Here is a 16,718-nt window from a genome sequence, read left to right on the forward strand (position 1 = left end):
AGGTGACTGCAGAGGCACCCGTCGAGACGGCAGCCGCTTCAGAGCCGGCCCGCAACGAGCGCGACAACCGCCGCGGCGGCGGTCGCGACCGCAACCAGGGTGGCCGCGACCGCGGTGGCCGTGACGCCGAGAAGAGTCAGTTCCTCGAGCGCGTCGTGACCATCAACCGCGTGTCGAAGGTCGTCAAGGGCGGCCGTCGCTTCAGCTTCACGGCGCTCGTCGTCGTGGGTGACGGCAACGGACTCGTCGGCGTCGGCTACGGCAAGGCACGCGAGGTTCCGACCGCGATCTCGAAGGGCGTCGAGGAGGCGAAGAAGAACTTCTTCCGCGTCCCCCGCGTCGGCGCCACCATCCCGCACCCCGTCCAGGGTGAGGCCGCGGCCGGCGTCGTCCTGCTGCGCCCCGCATCGGCCGGTACCGGCGTCATCGCCGGAGGTCCCGTGCGTGCGGTGCTCGAGTGCGCCGGCATCCACGACGTGCTGAGCAAGTCGCTCGGCTCGTCGAACACCATCAACATCGTGCACGCCACGGTCGAGGCGCTCCAGCAGCTCGAAGAGCCGCGTGCGGTCGCCGCGCGTCGCGGTCTCGACTACGACGAGGTCGCTCCGGCCCGTCTGCTGCGTGCCGAGGCCCAGGCGGCCGAGGCCGCTGCATCATCGAAGGCAGGTGCCTGATGGCCAAGCAGCTGAAGGTGACCCAGATCAAGTCCAAGGTGAGCGAGAAGCAGTACCAGCGCGACACGCTGCGCAGCCTCGGACTCAAGCGCATCGGCGACTCGGTGGTTCGCGAGGACAACCCGCAGAACCGCGGCTACGTGAACACCGTGGCGCACCTCGTGAAGGTTGAGGAGATTGACTAATGGCTGACGAGAAGAAGGACGTCGCAGCCGAAGCCCCCAAGAAGGCTCCGGCGAAGAAGACGGCCGACAAGCCCGCCGCCGCGAAGGCAGCCCCGAAGGCTGCTGCTGAGAAGAAGGCCCCCGCCAAGGCTGCGGCCGCGAAGGCCGACTCGGCCGAGGCGCCCAAGAAGGCTCCGGCGAAGAAGGCCCCCGCGAAGACCGCTGCCCCCAAGGCGGACGTCGCGGAGAAGCGCGAGCAGGTCCTGAAGGTCCACCACCTCCGTCCCGCTCCGGGCGCCAAGAAGGACAAGACCCGCGTCGGACGCGGTGAGGGTTCCAAGGGCAAGACGGCCGGTCGCGGCACCAAGGGCACGAAAGCCCGCAACACGGTGCGCCCCGGATTCGAGGGTGGCCAGCTTCCGTACCACATGCGTGCGCCGAAGCTGCGCGGCTTCAAGAACCCGTTCCGCGTCGAGTTCCAGGTCGTGAACCTGGACAAGCTCGCCGAGCTGTACCCGAAGGGCGGCGACGTCACGATCGCCGACCTCGTCGAGAAGGGCGCCGTTCGCAAGAACGAGCGCGTCAAGGTTCTCGGCAACGGCGACATCCAGGTGAAGCTCAACGTCGCGGTCGACAAGGTGTCGGGCTCGGCCGAGCAGAAGATCGTCGCCGCCGGCGGCTCGGTAAAGTAAGACCGAATAGCACCGCTTGTTCGAGCCAGTCGGGACCTCGCGTATGATTCACGGGGGTCTCGACTGGCTCGAGCCGCATACGGACTGACTCCACACGGAGCAACAGGAGGACGAGTGTTCAACGCCATCGGGCGGATCTTCCGCACGCCGGATCTTCGCCGCAAGCTCGGGTTCACGCTGGGCATCATCGCCCTGTTCCGCCTGGGCTCGTTCATTCCCGCGCCCTTCGTGGACTTCGGCAATGTGCAGGCGTGTCTCGCCGCGAACCAGGCGGGCGCGGCGGGGCTCTACGACCTCGTCAACCTGTTCTCGGGCGGTGCGCTCCTCCAGCTCTCGATCTTCGCGCTGGGCATCATGCCCTACATCACGGCGTCGATCATCGTGCAGCTGCTTCGCGTCGTGATTCCTCACTTCGAAGCGCTGCACAAAGAGGGTCAGGCCGGCCAGGGCCGCCTCACCCAGTACACGCGGTACCTCACCATCGCGCTCGGCGTGCTCCAGTCGACCACGCTCATCACGGTGGCCCGCTCCGGCGCACTGTTCCCCTCGGGCGACCCGGCGTGCTCGCAGCTCATCACGAACGACGCCTGGTACGCGATCCTCCTCATGGTCATCACCATGACCGCCGGCACCGGCCTCATCATGTGGATGGGTGAGCTCATCACCGAGCGCGGCATCGGCAACGGCATGTCGCTCCTCATCTTCACCTCGATCGCGGCGACCTTCCCCGGCTCGCTCTGGGCGATCGGCATCGCCCGAGGCTGGGACACCTTCGCGATCGTGCTCGCCATCGGACTCGTCGTCGTCGTCGCCGTCGTCTTCGTCGAGCAGTCGCAGCGTCGCGTTCCCGTGCAGTACGCGAAACGCATGGTCGGTCGTCGCACGTACGGCGGCAACAACACCTACATCCCGATCAAGGTCAACATGGCGGGCGTGATCCCGGTCATCTTCGCCTCGTCGCTCCTCTACCTGCCGGCGCTCATCGCGCAGTTCAATACGCCGGCCGCCGGCGAGGAGCCGCAGGCGTGGGTCACCTGGATCACGAACAACCTGACGCAGGGCGGGCAGCCGCTGTACATGATCATGTACTTCCTGCTCATCGTCGGCTTCACCTACTTCTACGTGGCGATCACGTTCAACCCCGACGAGGTGTCGGAGAACATGAAGAAGTACGGCGGCTTCATCCCCGGCATCCGCGCCGGTCGTCCGACGGCCGAGTACCTCGACTACGTGCTCACGCGCATCACGCTTCCCGGCTCGCTCTACCTCGGCCTCGTCGCCCTGATCCCGCTGATCGCGTTCGCGTGGGTGGGCGCTGACCAGAACTTCCCGTTCGGCGGTGCCTCGATCCTCATCATCGTCGGTGTCGGTCTCGAGACGGTCAAGCAGATCGATGCCCAGCTCCAGCAGCGACACTACGAAGGGCTGCTCCGATGAGCCGTGGAGAGACTGAGGGCGGCGCGCCCGCACCGATCGGCTCCGCCCGCTTTCTGATCGTCGGTCCGCAGGGCTCCGGCAAGGGCACGCAGGGCGTGATCGTGGCGGAAGCCTTCGGAGTGCCCCAGGTCGCCACCGGAGACATCTTCCGTGCCAACGTCGCGGGAGCCACCGAGCTCGGCAGGCGAGTGCAGGCGATCATCGAGGCCGGTGATCTCGTTCCCGATGCGCTCACCAGCGAACTCGTGCGCGATCGTCTCGAGCAGTCGGATGCCGCGGCGGGCTTCCTCCTCGACGGGTACCCGCGCAATCGCGGCCAGGTCGACGACCTCGACGCGTTCCTCGCCGCTCGCGGTGAGGCGATCGACGCCGTGCTCGAACTCGAGGTGCCGCGCGACGAGAGCATCGCCCGACTGCAGCAGCGCGCGGCCGAGCAGGGCCGCACCGACGACACCGAAGAGGTCATCGCGAACCGCCTGGCGATCTACGAGCGTGAGACCGCTCCGATCCTCGAGCTGTACCGTGACCGCGATGTCGTGGTGCGCATCGACGGAGTCGGCTCGCTCGACGAGGTGACGCGGCGCATCTTCTCGGCACTCGCCGACCGGGGACTCGCACCGGCGGCCGACAACGCGGCTTCCGCCTGAGCCGTTCGGTGTTCCGCCGATCGATCTACAAGTCGCCCGTCGAGCTCAGCTCGATGGTGACTGCCGGAGAGGTGACTGCCGCGGCGCTGGCCGAGGCCCGGTCGATGATCGTTCCCGGTGCGACCCCGCTCGACCTCGATGCGGCCGCCGAGCGCGTCATCCGCGCCGCCGGCGGCCGACCGAACTTCCAACTCGTGCCCGGGTACCGGCACACGCTGTGCGTCTCGGTCGATGACGACGTCGTGCACGGCATCCCCGGCGAGCGTCCGTTCCGGCCGGGCGACATCGTCTCGGTCGACGGGGGTGCAGAGGTCGACGGCTGGAACGGCGACTCGGCGTTCACCGTCGTGCTGCCCGATCCTGAGCGGCCCGAGGTCGTGGCCTCCAGAACGGAGCTCAGCAGGGTCACCGAGCAGGCGCTCTGGCTCGGCATCGCAACGCTGGCACGTGCTCGCCACCTCAACGAGGTGGGCGCGGCGATGGAGGAGTACCTCGAGAGCGAGGGCGACCCCTCGACAGGCTCAGGTCATCGGTACGGCGTGCTCACCGACTACGTCGGGCACGGCATCGGCCGTTCGATGCACGAGGAGCCGCCGGTGTTCAACTACCGTGTCGATCGGCGCGGGCCGGCGGTGAAGCCCGGTCTCGTCGTCGCGATCGAGCCGATGATCGTCGGTGGTTCGATCGACACGTTCACACGCGACGACGAGTGGACCGTCACGACGTCGGACGGCTCGGATGCCGCACACTGGGAGCACTCGGTGGCGGTGCACGCCGACGGCATCTGGGTGCTGACCGCGCCCGACGGCGGCGCCGCCGGTCTCGCGCCCTTCGGCGTGCGCCCCAGTCCGATCGCCAGGTCGAGCCGGCCCTGAGCCAGACGCCGCGCTACCGCGCCATGAGCCCGGCGAGTTCGGCGAGCAGCCCGGGGTAGTCCGTGGCGCCGGTCACGAGGCGATCGACGTTGGCCGGCTCGGAGAACGCCTCCACGAACTGGTCGAAGACGTCTTGGAACCCGGCCCTCCCGGCTTCGGAGAAGGCGATGAGCGCGACCACGTTGACGCGAGCGCCCGACCAGTCGATCGGCCGATCGTCGATCGCGATCGCGATCGCGGTGCGCGCCGCCGACATCGTCATCGCGTGCGGCACCGCGAGGTGTTCGGTGAATGCGGTCGAGGAGAGCCGTTCGCGTTCGAGGGTGGACTCGACGTAGGCCGCATCGATCACGCCGGCGGCGATCATGCGGTCTCCGAGCAGTCGGATGACCGATTCGGGGTCGTGCCCGTCGAGACCGCGCACGAAGAGCTCGGGGGAGATGTACTCGGAGAGGGCCGCGGCGAGGCGGGCGCGGCGTCGCACGCTCCTGATGCGTCCGAGTTCTGCCCGCAAGCGGTCGAGGTCGGTTTCGGTGGGAAACACCGCGACCCGTACGAAGTGTTCGACGGGCACCGTGGGTTCGAGCACCGAGACGAGGAGTTCGGCCGTCGCGCGCGCCGGATCCTCGATGGTGTCGACGACTCCGACGAGATCGATCTCGTCGGGGAACGCCGTGGTGATGCGCTCGGCCAGCGTCAGATGCACGTCATGGTACGCCGGGGCGATGATCAGCACGCGTACGCGGTCGGCGCGCAACCGATGCCGATCGAGGTAGGCGCCGACGTGCATGGCGATATAGGCGATCTCGTCGTCATCGACGATGATCCCTTCGACGAGGGCGAGCTCGTGGGCGATGTAGACCGACAGATCGTAGATGAGCGGGTACGCCGACTTGATCGAGGTGGTCAGGGGATTCCGCGACGGCCGGCGGTCGGCGGAGCGGGCGACGAGGCTGTCGACGTGCAGGGCGAGTCGCTCGATGAACTCGTCGTCGTCGAGTTCGACGAGGTATTCGTCGGCCGCGCGTCCGACGACGGCACGTACGAGCGCCGACCTCGACGACGGCGGGGACGAGGCATCCGCGGCCCCCAGTGCGCGGGTGGCGGCACGAGTGCCGAGCAACCGCGAGAGGTGGGCGAGTTCGGTCCGGTCGACGGCCGTGCCGTACTGCGAGCGGATGACCCGGTCGAGCAGTTGCCCGAGCGTTCGCTCGCGGTCGGCGGGGTCGCGGGGAACGCCCGCCTCGAGGAGGTGGTCGCCGCCGACCCGGTCGACGGCGATCGCAATGTGCAGCAGCACGTCGTCGAGTGCGTAGGCGTTGAGTGCGTAGCCTGCGGCGGCAAGCTCTGCCGTGAGAGCCTCACGGACTGCCGGCAGCTCGGGGAATGCGTCGCGCAGGCCGCCGCGACGCGCCGCCTCCTCGTGGAACAACGAGGCGAGCAGGCGCCGTGCGGCGGACTCCGGTCCGTGCAGCCGCACCCGCGGGCCGCTCCGCACGAGGGAGAGTCCGCTGCCCGTCAGCCGCGCCCTGACCCGCCCGAGGTCGGCCTCGGTCGTCGACTCGCTCACATGGAAGGATGCCGCGATCTCGTAGACGTCGAGCCCGTCGCCGGCGTCGGCGAGGCCGCGGATGAGCCGCGAGAGGCGCGCAGCCGGAGACGTGTCCGACGGGGGCGCCGACGATGCGGCGGCCCACGCCGCGCGATCGAGACGGTAGCCGAGCGGCCCCGACTCGACGACCGGCCCGCGAGCGTTCGCGGTCGCGGCGTAGTTGCGGATCGTGCGCGACGTCACTCCCAGCTGTGACGCGAGCTCGGTCGCGGTCGCCCAGTCGGCGCGCTCGGCGAGCGTGTCGACGAGTCGCTCCCAAGTCTCGGCCACGAACCCTCCTGTTGCACCACCCGAGCTCCCGGGCGGTGCACACAGTCAACCACCCGCTGAGACGTCCCGGCTCGAGAGGCCGGTTTCCGGGGGTGCGGAAGCGAACGTGATGGTGCCGACCGCCCGCAGCGGGGCACCATCGAGGAAGAGCGGCGCACGCCGCGACCGGGAGCGATGCTCGACATCGCGAACGGGCGATCGACGGAGACCGCGGCTGCGGAGCGAGGAGGCACCCGATGCGCATCGTCGTCGTCTGCGGTGCCGGTGCGTCGAGCACCTTCGTCGCGGCCCGGATCCGCCGAGCGGCCGTGTCGCGCGGGCTGCCCCTCGAGGTGGCCGCGAGCGGGGAGTCGCAACTCGCGACGGCCCTCGTCGACGCCGACGTACTGCTCGTCGGTGCGCATCTGGCCGGCCGGCTCACCGCAGTGCACGAACGCGCGGCCGCTGCATCCGTCGCCGTCGTGCTCCTGCCGGAGGATGCGGCCGTCGGCGCCGACCCGAACGACATGCTCGATCTCGCCCTCGCCTCGGCAGAGGCACGATCATGACCCGCCGTGCGGTGCCGACCGCTCCCACATCCGCGGCGGGCGGCTATGGTGAACGTGGGAACGGATACTCGCGACGGGGGCCGGACACATGCTGGAACGAACAGTTCGAATCGGATCGACGCACGGGCTGCACGCGCGGCCGGCGAAGCTCTTCACACAGGCTGCCGCCGCATCGGGCGCCACGGTCACGCTCAGCAAGTCGGGTGGCGACCCGGTCAATGCGGCGAGCATTCTCGGCGTCATCTCGCAGGGCATCGACCACGGCGACGAGGTCACCCTCGTCGTCGACGGCGGCGACGAGTCGGCCGTGCTCGACTCGCTCATCGAACTGCTCAGCACCGACCACGACGAATAGGGCGGGCATTCCGTCTCCCTTCGAGCCGATTCGAGAGGGCGAATGATGGAGATCACGGGAACCGGCATCGGCCAGGGGGTCGCAGTCGGACCGATCGTGCGCATGGCGGAGCCACTGCCCGAACCGGTCGATCGGCCGAGCGACCTCGACCCGGAGCGCGAGGGGGAGCGCGCGAAGGCGTCGCTGTCCGTCGTCGCGCACGAACTCACCGAACGCGGGGCGAGGGCAGGGGGCGCCGCGAAGGACGTGCTCGAGGCACAGGCCATGATGGCCGAGGATCCGAGCCTCATCGACGAGGTGACGGCCCGGCTCGCCGACGGCAAGACCGCCGAACGCGCGGTCTTCGAGGCATTCGCCTCGTACCGCGAGCTGCTCGCAGGCATGGGCGGGTACATGGCAGAGCGCGCCGCAGATCTCGACGACATCTCGCAGCGGGTCATCGCGCATCTGCTGAAGCTGCCGGCTCCGGGAGTGCCCGATCCGGGTCATCCGTTCGTGCTGGTCGCTCGCGATCTCGCCCCGGCCGACACTGCGACCCTCGACCTCGATCAGGTGCTCGGGCTCGTCACGGTCGACGGCGGGCCGACCTCGCACACGGCGATCCTCGCCCGCGAGAAGTCGATCGTGGCGATCGTCGGTGCAGCGGATGCCTCGGGCCTCGCCGATGGCGACACCGTGATCGTCGACGCGGCCAACGGCCTGGTGGTCTCCGGCCCATCGCCCGACGAGATTGCGGCGGCCGAGGCGCGGATCGCCGAGCGCGCCGCCCTCGAGGCCGCGCCGGTGACTCCCGGAGCGCTCGCCGACGGCACCGCGGTGCCGCTGCTCGCGAACCTCGGGTCCGCCGACGGCGCGGCCGAGGCCCTCCGGCTCGGTGCCGAAGGGGTCGGCCTCTTCCGCACCGAGTTCCTCTTCCTCGGCGCCGACACCGCGCCGAGCGTCACCGAGCAGCAGGCGCAGTACACCCGGCTGCTCACGGCCTTCGCCGGCCGGAAGGTCGTGGTGCGCGTGCTCGACGCGGGCGCCGACAAGCCGCTCGCGTTCCTCAACGACGCGCACGAGGACAACCCGGCGCTCGGGCTCCGCGGCATCCGCGCACTGCGGCACGCCGAGGTGATCCTGCGCGAGCAGCTCACCGCACTCGCCGCGGCCGACGCCGCCACCGACGCCGACCTGTGGGTCATGGCGCCCATGATCGCGACCGTCGAGGAGACCAGGTACTTCACGGGGCTCGCGAAGGAGCTCGGCATCCGGGTCGCGGGCGTCATGGTCGAGACGCCCTCGGCGGCGCTCGTCGCCGACCGGGTGCTGGCCGCGTGCGACTTCGCCTCCATCGGAACGAACGACCTCACGCAGTACACGATGGCGGCTGACCGGTTGCTCGGCACCGTCGCGACCCTGCAAGATCCGTGGCACCCTGCCGTGCTCCGCCTGATCGCAGACGTCGGAGCCGCCGGAGCCGAGATCGGCAAGCCCGTCGGCATCTGCGGCGAGGCCGCCGCGGATCCGCTGCTCGCCGCCGTGCTCGTCGGCCTCGGCGCCACGAGCCTGTCGATGTCACCGTCGGCACTCGCAGACGTCCGCGCCTCCCTCGCGCGGTACAGCCTGAGCGACGCGAAGACGCTCGCCCAGGCCGCCCTGGCTGCTGAGGGAGCGGCCGAAGCCCGAGCGGCGGCGCAGTCCGCCGCATCCGAGATCACCACGGTGCGCGAAGCCGCCCCGTGATCACCAGAGAGGCATCACCATGACAACGACGTCTGCCGGCTCGAAGAAGCCCGGGGGAGCCCGAGTCGCCGTCCAGAGGTTCGGCTCGTTCCTGTCCAACATGATCCTGCCGAACATCGCCGCCTTCATCGCGTGGGGCATCGTCACGATGTTCTTCATCCCGGCGGGCTTCACGCCCAATGAGTCCCTCGCCGAACTCGTCGGGCCGATGATCACCTACCTGCTGCCCCTGCTCATCGCCAACCAGGGCGGGCGCCTCATCTACGACACCCGCGGCGGCGTGGTGGCGACGATCGCGACGATGGGCGTGATCGTGGGCACCGACATCCCGATGTTCCTCGGCGCCATGATCATGGGACCGCTGGCCGCTTGGCTGATGAAGCAGGTCGACCGCATCTGGGAGGGCAAGATCAAGGCCGGCTTCGAGATGCTGGTCAACAACTTCTCGGCCGGCATCCTCGGATTCATCCTCGCGATCGCCGGTTTCTTCGCCTTCGGCCCGGTGGTGCAGGCGCTGAGCAACGCGCTCGAGGCGGCCGTCGACTGGCTCGTCGCCCTCTCGCTGCTGCCGCTGTTGTCGATCCTGGTCGAGCCCGGCAAGGTGCTGTTCCTGAACAACGCCATCAATCACGGCGTGTTCACCCCGATCGGCACCCAGCAGGCCAGCGAGACCGGCAAGTCGATCCTGTTCCTCGTCGAGGCGAACCCGGGCCCCGGTCTCGGCATTCTGCTCGCCTTCACGTTCTTCGGCATCGGCATGGCCCGGGCGACCGCGCCTGCGGCGATCATCATCCAGTTCTTCGGCGGCATCCACGAGATCTACTTCCCGTACGTGCTCATGAAGCCGCTGCTGATCGTCGCCGCGATCGCGGGCGGCATGACGGGCGTCGCCACGAACGTCGTGTTCAACAGCGGCCTGCGAGCCCCGGCGGCACCGGGCAGCATCATCGCGGTGCTCGCCCAGACCGCCTCCGACAGTTTCGTGGGCGTCATCCTGTCGGTGATACTGTCGGCCGCCGTCTCGTTCTTCGTCGCGGCGATCATCCTCCGGGCGAGTCGCAAGCGCGACCTCGCGAAAGAGGGCGCCGGCGACCTCTCGGCCGCGATCGCGCAGACCGAGGCCAACAAGGGCAAGGAGAGCGGCGTGTTGCACGACCTGCAGGCCGGCGGCGTGGCCGGCGGCGCCGGCTTGGTCGGCGAGGGCGAGGAGGCGGCATTCGAGCGGAAGCCGATCCACACGATCATCTTCGCGTGCGACGCCGGCATGGGCTCGAGCGCCATGGGGGCCACGGTGCTGCGCAACAAGATCAAGAAGGCGGGCATCGACAGCGTCGACGTCACCAACAAGGCGATCGCCAACCTCACCGACGACGTCGACCTCGTGGTCACCCACCAGGACCTCACCGATCGGGCCAAGCGACAGTCGCCGAACGCCCTGCACGTCTCGGTCGACAACTTCATGAACTCGCCCAAGTACGACGAGATCGTCTTCCTGCTGCAGTCCGAAGGCGTTCGCTGAAAGGAATGGCCCCATGACCGAACAGATCCTCTCTTCCGAGAACGTGCGGCTCGCGACACGCGCCGCCGGCCGAGACGACGCGATCCGCGCGGCGGGGCGAATCCTCGTCGACGCCGGTGCAGTGCGGCCGGCGTACGTCGACTCGATGCTCGAGCGGGAGGGGTCCGTCTCGACGTACATGGGCAACCTCCTGGCCATCCCGCACGGCACGAACGAGGGCAAGGACGCGATCCTGCGCTCCGCGCTCTCGTTCGTGCGGTATGACGAACCGGTCGACTGGGGCGGGGAGCCGGTGCGGTTCGTGGTCGGCATCGCGGGGCTCGAGAACGAGCACCTCGAGATCCTCTCGAGCATCGCGATGATCTTCTCCGACGAAGATGCGGTGCAGGCGCTCGTCGACGCCGCATCGGCAGAGCAGATCTTCGAGCTGCTGTCAGAGGTCAACGACTCGTGAAGGCCGTGCACTTCGGCGCCGGCAACATCGGCCGGGGCTTCGTGGGGCTGCTGCTCCACGAAGCCGGCTACGAGATCGTCTTCGCCGATGTCGCCGCACCGGTCATCGACGCGCTCGCGGCATCCGGCAGCTACACCGTGCACGAGGTCGGCGAGGGCGGCCGCGACCGGGTCGTCGACGGCTTCCGCGCCGTCAACAGCGCAACGGATGCCGCGGCGCTTCTCGACGAACTGAGCGGAGCCGACGTCGCCACGACGGCCGTCGGCCCCAACGTGCTGCGGTTCATCGCCCCACACCTGGTCATGGCGCTGCGAGAACGGCCGGCGGATGCTTCGCCGCTCGTGATCATGGCCTGCGAGAACGCGATCAACGCCACCGACCGGCTCCGCGACGAGATGGCGGCGCTCTCGAGTCCCGAGGAGTGGCCGTCGCTCGTCGCCCGCGCAGTGTTCGCGAACACGGCGGTCGATCGGATCGTGCCGGGACAGCCCGAAGGCGCGGGGCTCGACGTGACCGTCGAGACGTTCTTCGAATGGGCGATCGAGCGTCCGCCGTTCGGGGCGGAGGCACCCGAGATCCCCGGTGTGCATTTCGTGGCCGACCTCACGCCGTACATCGAGCGCAAGCTGTTCACCGTGAACACCGGGCACGCAGCGACCGCGTACTTCGGATTCCTCGCAGGTCACCGCCGCATCAGCGACGCGCTCGGCGACCCTGACGTGATGAGGGTCGTCGAACACGCGCTCCGCCAGACGTCGGCGCTCATCGTGGCGAAGCACGAGTTCACCGAGGTCGAGCAGGCGCAGTACCGGGAGAAGATCCTGGCGCGGTTCCGGAATCCCGACCTGCCCGACACGGTCGAGCGGGTCGGGCGGCAGCCGCTGCGAAAGCTCGGCCGGCATGAGCGGTTCGTCGGCCCCGCCGCCGAGCTCGCGTCGATGGGGCTTCCTGTCGACGGGCTGCTCGCGGCGATCGGCGCCGCACTGCGCTTCGATGTGCCGGCCGATCCCGAGAGCGTCGAGCTCAGGCAGCTGCTGCGGTCGCGGGATGCTGCGACCTTCGTCGACGACGTGACCGGCATCTCGGAGGGGCATCCGCTCGCGGCCGATCTCGTCGCGCTCGTCGGGGCCGCGAAGGAAGGCGCCTGACGCCACTGTCGCCCGTCGCTCATCGGCGTTCACGTCCGGCTGCGGCGGGTCTCAGCGACCCGGCGCGACGAGCCCCGTCTCGTAGGCGAGCACGACGAGCGCCGCGCGGTCGCGTGCGCTGAGCTTGCCGAGCAGCCGGCTGACGTAGGTGCGGGCGGTCGCCGGGCTCAAGAACAGTGCGGCCGCGATCTCGTCGTTCGTGTTCCCGCGACCGATCAAGGTGAGCACTTCGCGTTCGCGGTCGCTCAGCCCCTCGAGCGGCGTCTGGTCGGGCGGCGATGCGGGACCCGCCGCCACCGCGCGCATCACCTTCGCCGTGATCGTCGGCGACAGCAGTGCGTCGCCCGCGGCGACAGTTCTGATCGCGGCTCGCAGGTCGTCGGGCGAGACATCCTTCAGCAGGTAGCCGGATGCACCGGCGCGGACGGCTTCGTAGACGTGGTCGTCCTCGTCGAAGGTGGTGAGGATGAGCACGCGGATGCCGTCGAGCGCGGCATCCGCAACGATCGCCCGGGTGGCCTCGAGCCCGTCCATCACCGGCATCCGAATGTCCATCAGTACGACGTCGGGGCGCAGCTCCCGTACCCGCGAGAGCCCGCTGCGACCGTCGGCGGCCTCGCCGATGACCAAGATGTCACCGTCGCGCTCGGCGAGTGGGCGAAGGCCGGCGCGCACGAGCTCCTGGTCGTCGACGATCACCACGCGGATGGCATCGGGCCGGCTCATGCCTCGCCTCCCGCCTGCGCCGGGATCTCGACCGTGACGGCGAACCCGCCGGGCGCGGCCCGCGCCGTCACGGTTCCGCCGAGCAGGGCGACCCGCTCCCGCATTCCGCGGATTCCGGCGCCGGTTCCGGATCCGGATGCCGCAGAGCCCTGCCCATCGTCGACGATGCGCAGGGCGAGCAGCCCGTGCTCGGCCCGCGCCGTCACATGGACCGTCGTCGCGTCGGCGTGTCGGAGCACGTTCGTCAACGCCTCCTGAACGGTGCGGTAGGCGGTGGCGTCGACCGCGGGCGAGAGCGCGTCGGATGCGACATCCAGCTCGGTCTCGACGTGCAGTCCCGCTTCGCGCGCTGCGGCGAAGAGCGGATCCAGCGCGGCGAGGCCGAGCACCGGCATCGGGGTCGCGGTGTCGTCGCGCAGTACCTTCACGGTGCGGCGGAGTTCTCGCAGGGCATCCGACATCGCCGCACGCACGCGGTCGAGCGCCGTTCGAGCGGCCTCGTCGTCGCGCCCGGTCGCCTCGGCGGCGACCCCGGCGTGCAGCGAGGCGACCGAGAGGGTGTGGCCGATCGTGTCGTGCAGGTCGCGGGCGATCCGCACACGCTCTGCGTGCATGCGGGCGTCCGCGGCGTGCGCCTCCTCGGCCGCGGTGAGATCGGCGATCTGCGCCGAACGCTCGCGAGCTTCCCGCGTGAGGCGCACCGCGGCACCGAGCGCGATGGCCGCGGCGGCGAGCGCGAGTTCGGTCACGAAGGTGTAGCCGTTGAGCTGGCCCGCAGGCTCGGATCCATCCATGCGGAAGAAGGATGCGACCGCGATCAGTACGGCGGCGGCGCCCACCGCCCAGGCGGTGCGGCGCATCTCGGCGGCGGAGTACAGCGCACCGACGGCGGGGAGGACCATTCCGATCGGCGGGAAACCGGCCGTGTAGTAGGCGAAGATTCCGACGATCGTGACCGCGAGGATGAGCCGGGGAAACCGCCGGCGCAGCAGCAGGACGCCCCCGAACCCCGCGGCGCAGAGATAGCCGCCGAGGGAGGAGCGGCCGACGGGGTCGGCCGCGATCACGACCGAGATCACGAGCGCCACCGCGACGGCGAGCCCGGCGTCCGAAAGTCGCGCGTCGAGGCGCGACCGCTTCGCCGAGGGTGCAGCGGGGGCCGGGCGGTGGGTCACGTATCCAGACTACGAACCCGATGCGGTCGGCGCAGTCGATTCGAGACTCACGCCGGTGTCGCTTCGGGGCGACACCGGGGTCGCCCCGCGATGTTGCCGGCGTCGACCGACGGTGGTTCGAGGTGACGATTCGGCACCGATGTGGGCGGGCCCGGCATCCTGAAGCCTTGGCGGCATGACGAATCCCACTGAATCCACCACCTCTCGCCGGCCGCTCCCCTGGTTGCTGATCCTGGGACTGTCGTCGCTGTCGCTGCTCTGGCCGCTCACCGCCCTGACCGGGATCGCGGGCGAGGGCGCCCCACGCGCGTTCCTCATCCTGGGCATCATCGCGGTCGTGTGGGTCGGCACGGTCGGCCTCGGCAGGGTGCCGCACCCGATCCTCACGCTCACCCTCACCGGCGTCACCTCAGGGTTCATCGCACTGGTGCTGGCCGGAATCGTGCCGGGCGGCGGCGGCCCGTTCGGCGGCACGGGCACGCTGTGGTCGATCATTCCCGCCCTCGCCATCGACGCGGCGTTGGGTGCGATCGCCGGACTCGCGGCCGCCGGAATGCAGCGGCTTGCCGCACTCGTGCGCGCCGGAGGCGACCGGTGATCGGGCGCCGGCGCAAGCCCGCGATCGCCACCGCGACGCTGGTCGTGGCCGCCCTCGCGCTCACCGGGTGCGACTCGATCTCGGTGACGAGCGTGGCCGAGCAGAACTTCGTGAACGAGCTCGCGATCCCGCCGCTCGCGCCGTCGACGGTCGAGAACGGTGTGCGCACGTTCCAGCTCAGCGCGCAGACCGGCGAGACCGAGTTCGCGGGGGTGGACGGCGAGTCCGAGACCTGGGGCTACAACGGCGCGCTGCTCGGCCCGACGCTGCGGGCCGCACGCGGAGAACAGGTCGCGGTCGAGGTCGCGAACCAGCTGCCCGAGGCGACCAGCGTCCACTGGCACGGCATGCACCTGCCGGCGAAGATGGACGGTGGCCCGCACCAGATGATCGCGCCGGGCGGCACCTGGCGACCGACCTGGACGATCGACCAGCCGGCGGCGACGCTCTGGTATCACCCGCACCCGCACGGCGAGACCGAGGAGCACGTCTACCGCGGGCTCGCGGGTCTCTTCCTGCTCGACGACGATGCGAGCCTCGCGGCCGAGCTGCCGAGCGAGTACGGCGTCGACGATCTGCCGCTCATCGTGCAAGACAAGGAGTTCGACCGCGACGGCGAGCTCGTGCTGCGACACGACGGTTCCGAGCCCGGAATGCTCGGCGACACGGTGATGGTCAACGGCACGGTCGGCGCCTACCGGGAGGTGACGACCGAGCGGGTGCGGCTGCGGCTGTTGAACGGCTCGACCGCGCGCACGTACACGTTCGAGATGCCCGACCGGTCGATGACGATGATCGCGAGTGACGGCGGCCTGCTCGATGCTCCCGTGGAGATGGATCAGGTGCGGCTCGCCCCGGGCGAGCGCGCCGAGGTCGTCGTCGGGTTCGAGCCGGGGGAGACCGTGCGGCTGCACTCCGCGAAGACGCAGCTCGGCGGCATCGCGGTGCCGTTCGCGTCGGGCGGCAACGACGAGTTCGACGTGCTGGAGTTCCGTGCCGCTGACACGCTGATGCCGTCGCCCGAGCCGGCATGGCCGCAGTCGTCGGATGCCGCGACCGACGCGTTGCACGAGCACGAGGCATCCGTCACCAGACCCTTCGTGCTGAACACCCGCGAGATCAACGGTGAGCAGATGGACATGTCGCGCATCGACGAGGTGGTGTACGTGGGTGACACGGAGGTGTGGGAGGTGCGCAGCTCCCAACCGATCCCGCACAGCTTCCATATCCACGACGTGCAGTTCCGCGTGCTCTCGATCGACGGGGAGGCGCCGCCGCCCGAGCTCTCGGGCCGCAAAGACACCATCTATCTGGAACCGGATCGCGAGTATCGGCTGCTCGTGCGCTTCGAAGACTACGTCGATCCCGAGGTGCCGTACATGTATCACTGCCACATGCTGCTCCATGAGGATGAAGGGATGATGGGCCAGTTCGTCGTCATCGAGCGCGGCGACGAGGCCGCCGTGCGGGCCCCGGAGCACGCCGGGCACGCTGCCTCGTGAAGGCGACTCCGATTGGCGAAGTCGGCGCCGATCGCCTATAGTTGACCCTTGGTGTTCTGCCTGCCCGTTTCGGCATGCCTGACGACCCGTGACACGTCGCGGATTCAGCGGCCCGGCGAGCGGAACCATCGCACGACCAGCATCCCAAACTCCAAGCGATAGTGAGGCTATGGCCAAGAAAGACGGCGTCATCGAGATCGAAGGCTCGGTCACCGAGGCCCTCCCGAACGCGATGTTCCGGGTGGAACTCACGAACGGGCACAAGGTTCTCGCGCACATCTCGGGAAAGATGCGCCAGCACTACATCCGCATCCTCCCCGGAGACCGCGTGATCGTCGAGCTGAGCCCATACGACCTGACGCGCGGCCGCATCGTCTACCGCTACAAGTAAGGGCTGTTCGGAAAGTAACGGCCCGCGGCATCCCGCGGGTACGAGGACAGCGAAATCAAGGAACAATCGTGAAGGTCAACCCCAGCGTCAAGCCCATCTGCGACCACTGCAAGGTGATTCGCCGCCACGGCCGCGTCATGGTCATCTGCAAGTCGAACCCGCGCCACAAGCAGCGTCAGGGCTAGGCGCCGGGCGCATCGCGCCCT

Annotated in this window: 19 protein-coding genes; 16 read left to right on the plus strand and 3 right to left on the minus strand. The window is 69.5% G+C overall.

Annotation, left to right across the window (positions count from 1 at the left end; all coding sequences use genetic code 11):
• The first annotated feature begins 2 nt into the window (after nucleotides 1-2).
• The 6 genes from rpsE (at nucleotide 3) to map (ending at nucleotide 4,489) form a co-directional block, all read left to right on the plus strand.
• Nucleotides 3-674, plus strand: coding sequence for a 30S ribosomal protein S5 (rpsE, locus tag FHG54_RS05485; protein WP_415858803.1), 672 nt, complete (start codon nucleotides 3-5; stop codon nucleotides 672-674).
• On the plus strand, nucleotides 674-859 hold the full coding sequence (rpmD, locus tag FHG54_RS05490) for a 50S ribosomal protein L30 (protein WP_108595993.1): 186 nt from the start codon (nucleotides 674-676) through the stop codon (nucleotides 857-859). The genes rpsE and rpmD overlap by 1 nt, the downstream gene beginning before the upstream one ends.
• Nucleotides 859-1,530 (plus strand): 50S ribosomal protein L15, encoded by a 672-nt coding sequence (gene rplO, locus FHG54_RS05495; RefSeq protein ID WP_139416379.1) that lies wholly within the window; start codon nucleotides 859-861, stop codon nucleotides 1,528-1,530. Before rpmD ends, rplO begins: the two co-directional genes overlap by 1 nt.
• 114 nt (nucleotides 1,531-1,644) lie before the next feature.
• Complete coding sequence (gene secY / locus FHG54_RS05500) at nucleotides 1,645-2,967, plus strand: preprotein translocase subunit SecY (protein WP_139416380.1); 1,323 nt, start codon at nucleotides 1,645-1,647, stop codon at nucleotides 2,965-2,967.
• Nucleotides 2,964-3,614, plus strand: coding sequence for an adenylate kinase (locus FHG54_RS05505; RefSeq protein ID WP_139416381.1), 651 nt, complete (start codon nucleotides 2,964-2,966; stop codon nucleotides 3,612-3,614). The genes secY and FHG54_RS05505 overlap by 4 nt, the downstream gene beginning before the upstream one ends.
• Nucleotides 3,615-3,667: 53 nt before the next feature.
• A complete protein-coding gene (map, locus tag FHG54_RS05510; protein WP_232331420.1) occupies nucleotides 3,668-4,489 on the plus strand; it encodes a type I methionyl aminopeptidase in 822 nt (273 codons plus the stop codon).
• Between the two features lie 13 nt (nucleotides 4,490-4,502).
• Here map and FHG54_RS05515 read toward each other — a convergent pair whose 3' ends face one another.
• Nucleotides 4,503-6,371, minus strand: a complete 1,869-nt coding sequence (locus FHG54_RS05515) for a BglG family transcription antiterminator (protein WP_139416383.1) — start codon at nucleotides 6,369-6,371, stop codon at nucleotides 4,503-4,505.
• A gap of 236 nt (nucleotides 6,372-6,607) precedes the next feature.
• On the opposite strand from FHG54_RS05515, the gene FHG54_RS16495 reads away from it, so the two are divergent.
• The 6 genes from FHG54_RS16495 (at nucleotide 6,608) to FHG54_RS05545 (ending at nucleotide 12,120) form a co-directional block, all read left to right on the plus strand.
• Nucleotides 6,608-6,919: a PTS sugar transporter subunit IIB gene (locus FHG54_RS16495; RefSeq protein ID WP_210415475.1), complete on the plus strand. Its 312-nt coding sequence runs from the start codon at nucleotides 6,608-6,610 to the stop codon at nucleotides 6,917-6,919.
• Between the two features lie 88 nt (nucleotides 6,920-7,007).
• Nucleotides 7,008-7,274 (plus strand): HPr family phosphocarrier protein, encoded by a 267-nt coding sequence (locus FHG54_RS05525; protein WP_139416384.1) that lies wholly within the window; start codon nucleotides 7,008-7,010, stop codon nucleotides 7,272-7,274.
• 42 nt (nucleotides 7,275-7,316) lie between these two features.
• Nucleotides 7,317-8,999, plus strand: a complete 1,683-nt coding sequence (gene ptsP / locus FHG54_RS05530) for a phosphoenolpyruvate--protein phosphotransferase (protein WP_139416385.1) — start codon at nucleotides 7,317-7,319, stop codon at nucleotides 8,997-8,999.
• Nucleotides 9,000-9,018: 19 nt separating this feature from the next.
• Entirely contained in the window at nucleotides 9,019-10,518 is a 1,500-nt protein-coding gene (locus FHG54_RS05535; RefSeq protein WP_139416386.1) for a PTS mannitol transporter subunit IIBC, read from the plus strand.
• Nucleotides 10,519-10,531: 13 nt separating this feature from the next.
• Complete coding sequence (locus FHG54_RS05540) at nucleotides 10,532-10,972, plus strand: PTS mannitol transporter subunit IIA (protein WP_139416387.1); 441 nt, start codon at nucleotides 10,532-10,534, stop codon at nucleotides 10,970-10,972.
• Nucleotides 10,969-12,120, plus strand: a complete 1,152-nt coding sequence (locus FHG54_RS05545) for a mannitol-1-phosphate 5-dehydrogenase (RefSeq protein WP_139416388.1) — start codon at nucleotides 10,969-10,971, stop codon at nucleotides 12,118-12,120. The genes FHG54_RS05540 and FHG54_RS05545 overlap by 4 nt, the downstream gene beginning before the upstream one ends.
• Before the next feature lie 51 nt (nucleotides 12,121-12,171).
• Here the strand turns inward: FHG54_RS05545 and FHG54_RS05550 are convergent, their stop codons facing one another.
• Together FHG54_RS05550 and FHG54_RS05555 are read right to left on the minus strand one after the other, a co-directional pair.
• Nucleotides 12,172-12,846 (minus strand): response regulator, encoded by a 675-nt coding sequence (locus FHG54_RS05550; RefSeq protein WP_139416389.1) that lies wholly within the window; start codon nucleotides 12,844-12,846, stop codon nucleotides 12,172-12,174.
• Nucleotides 12,843-14,021 carry a sensor histidine kinase gene (locus FHG54_RS05555; protein ID WP_139416390.1) on the minus strand — a complete coding sequence of 393 codons (1,179 nt, stop codon included), beginning with the start codon at nucleotides 14,019-14,021 and terminating at the stop codon, nucleotides 12,843-12,845. Before FHG54_RS05555 ends, FHG54_RS05550 begins: the two co-directional genes overlap by 4 nt.
• A 175-nt stretch (nucleotides 14,022-14,196) precedes the next feature.
• Between FHG54_RS05555 and FHG54_RS05560 the strand changes: the two genes are divergently transcribed.
• The 4 genes from FHG54_RS05560 to rpmJ all read left to right on the plus strand — a co-directional run bounded on the left by FHG54_RS05560 (nucleotide 14,197) and on the right by rpmJ (nucleotide 16,697).
• Nucleotides 14,197-14,619, plus strand: a complete 423-nt coding sequence (locus FHG54_RS05560; RefSeq protein ID WP_139416391.1) for a hypothetical protein — start codon at nucleotides 14,197-14,199, stop codon at nucleotides 14,617-14,619.
• A complete protein-coding gene (locus tag FHG54_RS05565) occupies nucleotides 14,616-16,121 on the plus strand; it encodes a multicopper oxidase family protein (protein WP_139416392.1) in 1,506 nt (501 codons plus the stop codon). The genes FHG54_RS05560 and FHG54_RS05565 overlap by 4 nt, the downstream gene beginning before the upstream one ends.
• A 169-nt stretch (nucleotides 16,122-16,290) precedes the next feature.
• On the plus strand, nucleotides 16,291-16,512 hold the full coding sequence (gene infA / locus FHG54_RS05570) for a translation initiation factor IF-1 (RefSeq protein ID WP_022893854.1): 222 nt from the start codon (nucleotides 16,291-16,293) through the stop codon (nucleotides 16,510-16,512).
• Nucleotides 16,513-16,580: 68 nt separating this feature from the next.
• On the plus strand, nucleotides 16,581-16,697 hold the full coding sequence (rpmJ, locus tag FHG54_RS05575) for a 50S ribosomal protein L36 (RefSeq protein WP_005050492.1): 117 nt from the start codon (nucleotides 16,581-16,583) through the stop codon (nucleotides 16,695-16,697).
• The last annotated feature ends 21 nt before the right edge of the window (nucleotides 16,698-16,718 follow it).

Source organism: Agromyces laixinhei (assembly GCF_006337065.1).
GTDB classification, from domain to species: Bacteria; Actinomycetota; Actinomycetes; order Actinomycetales; family Microbacteriaceae; genus Agromyces; species Agromyces laixinhei.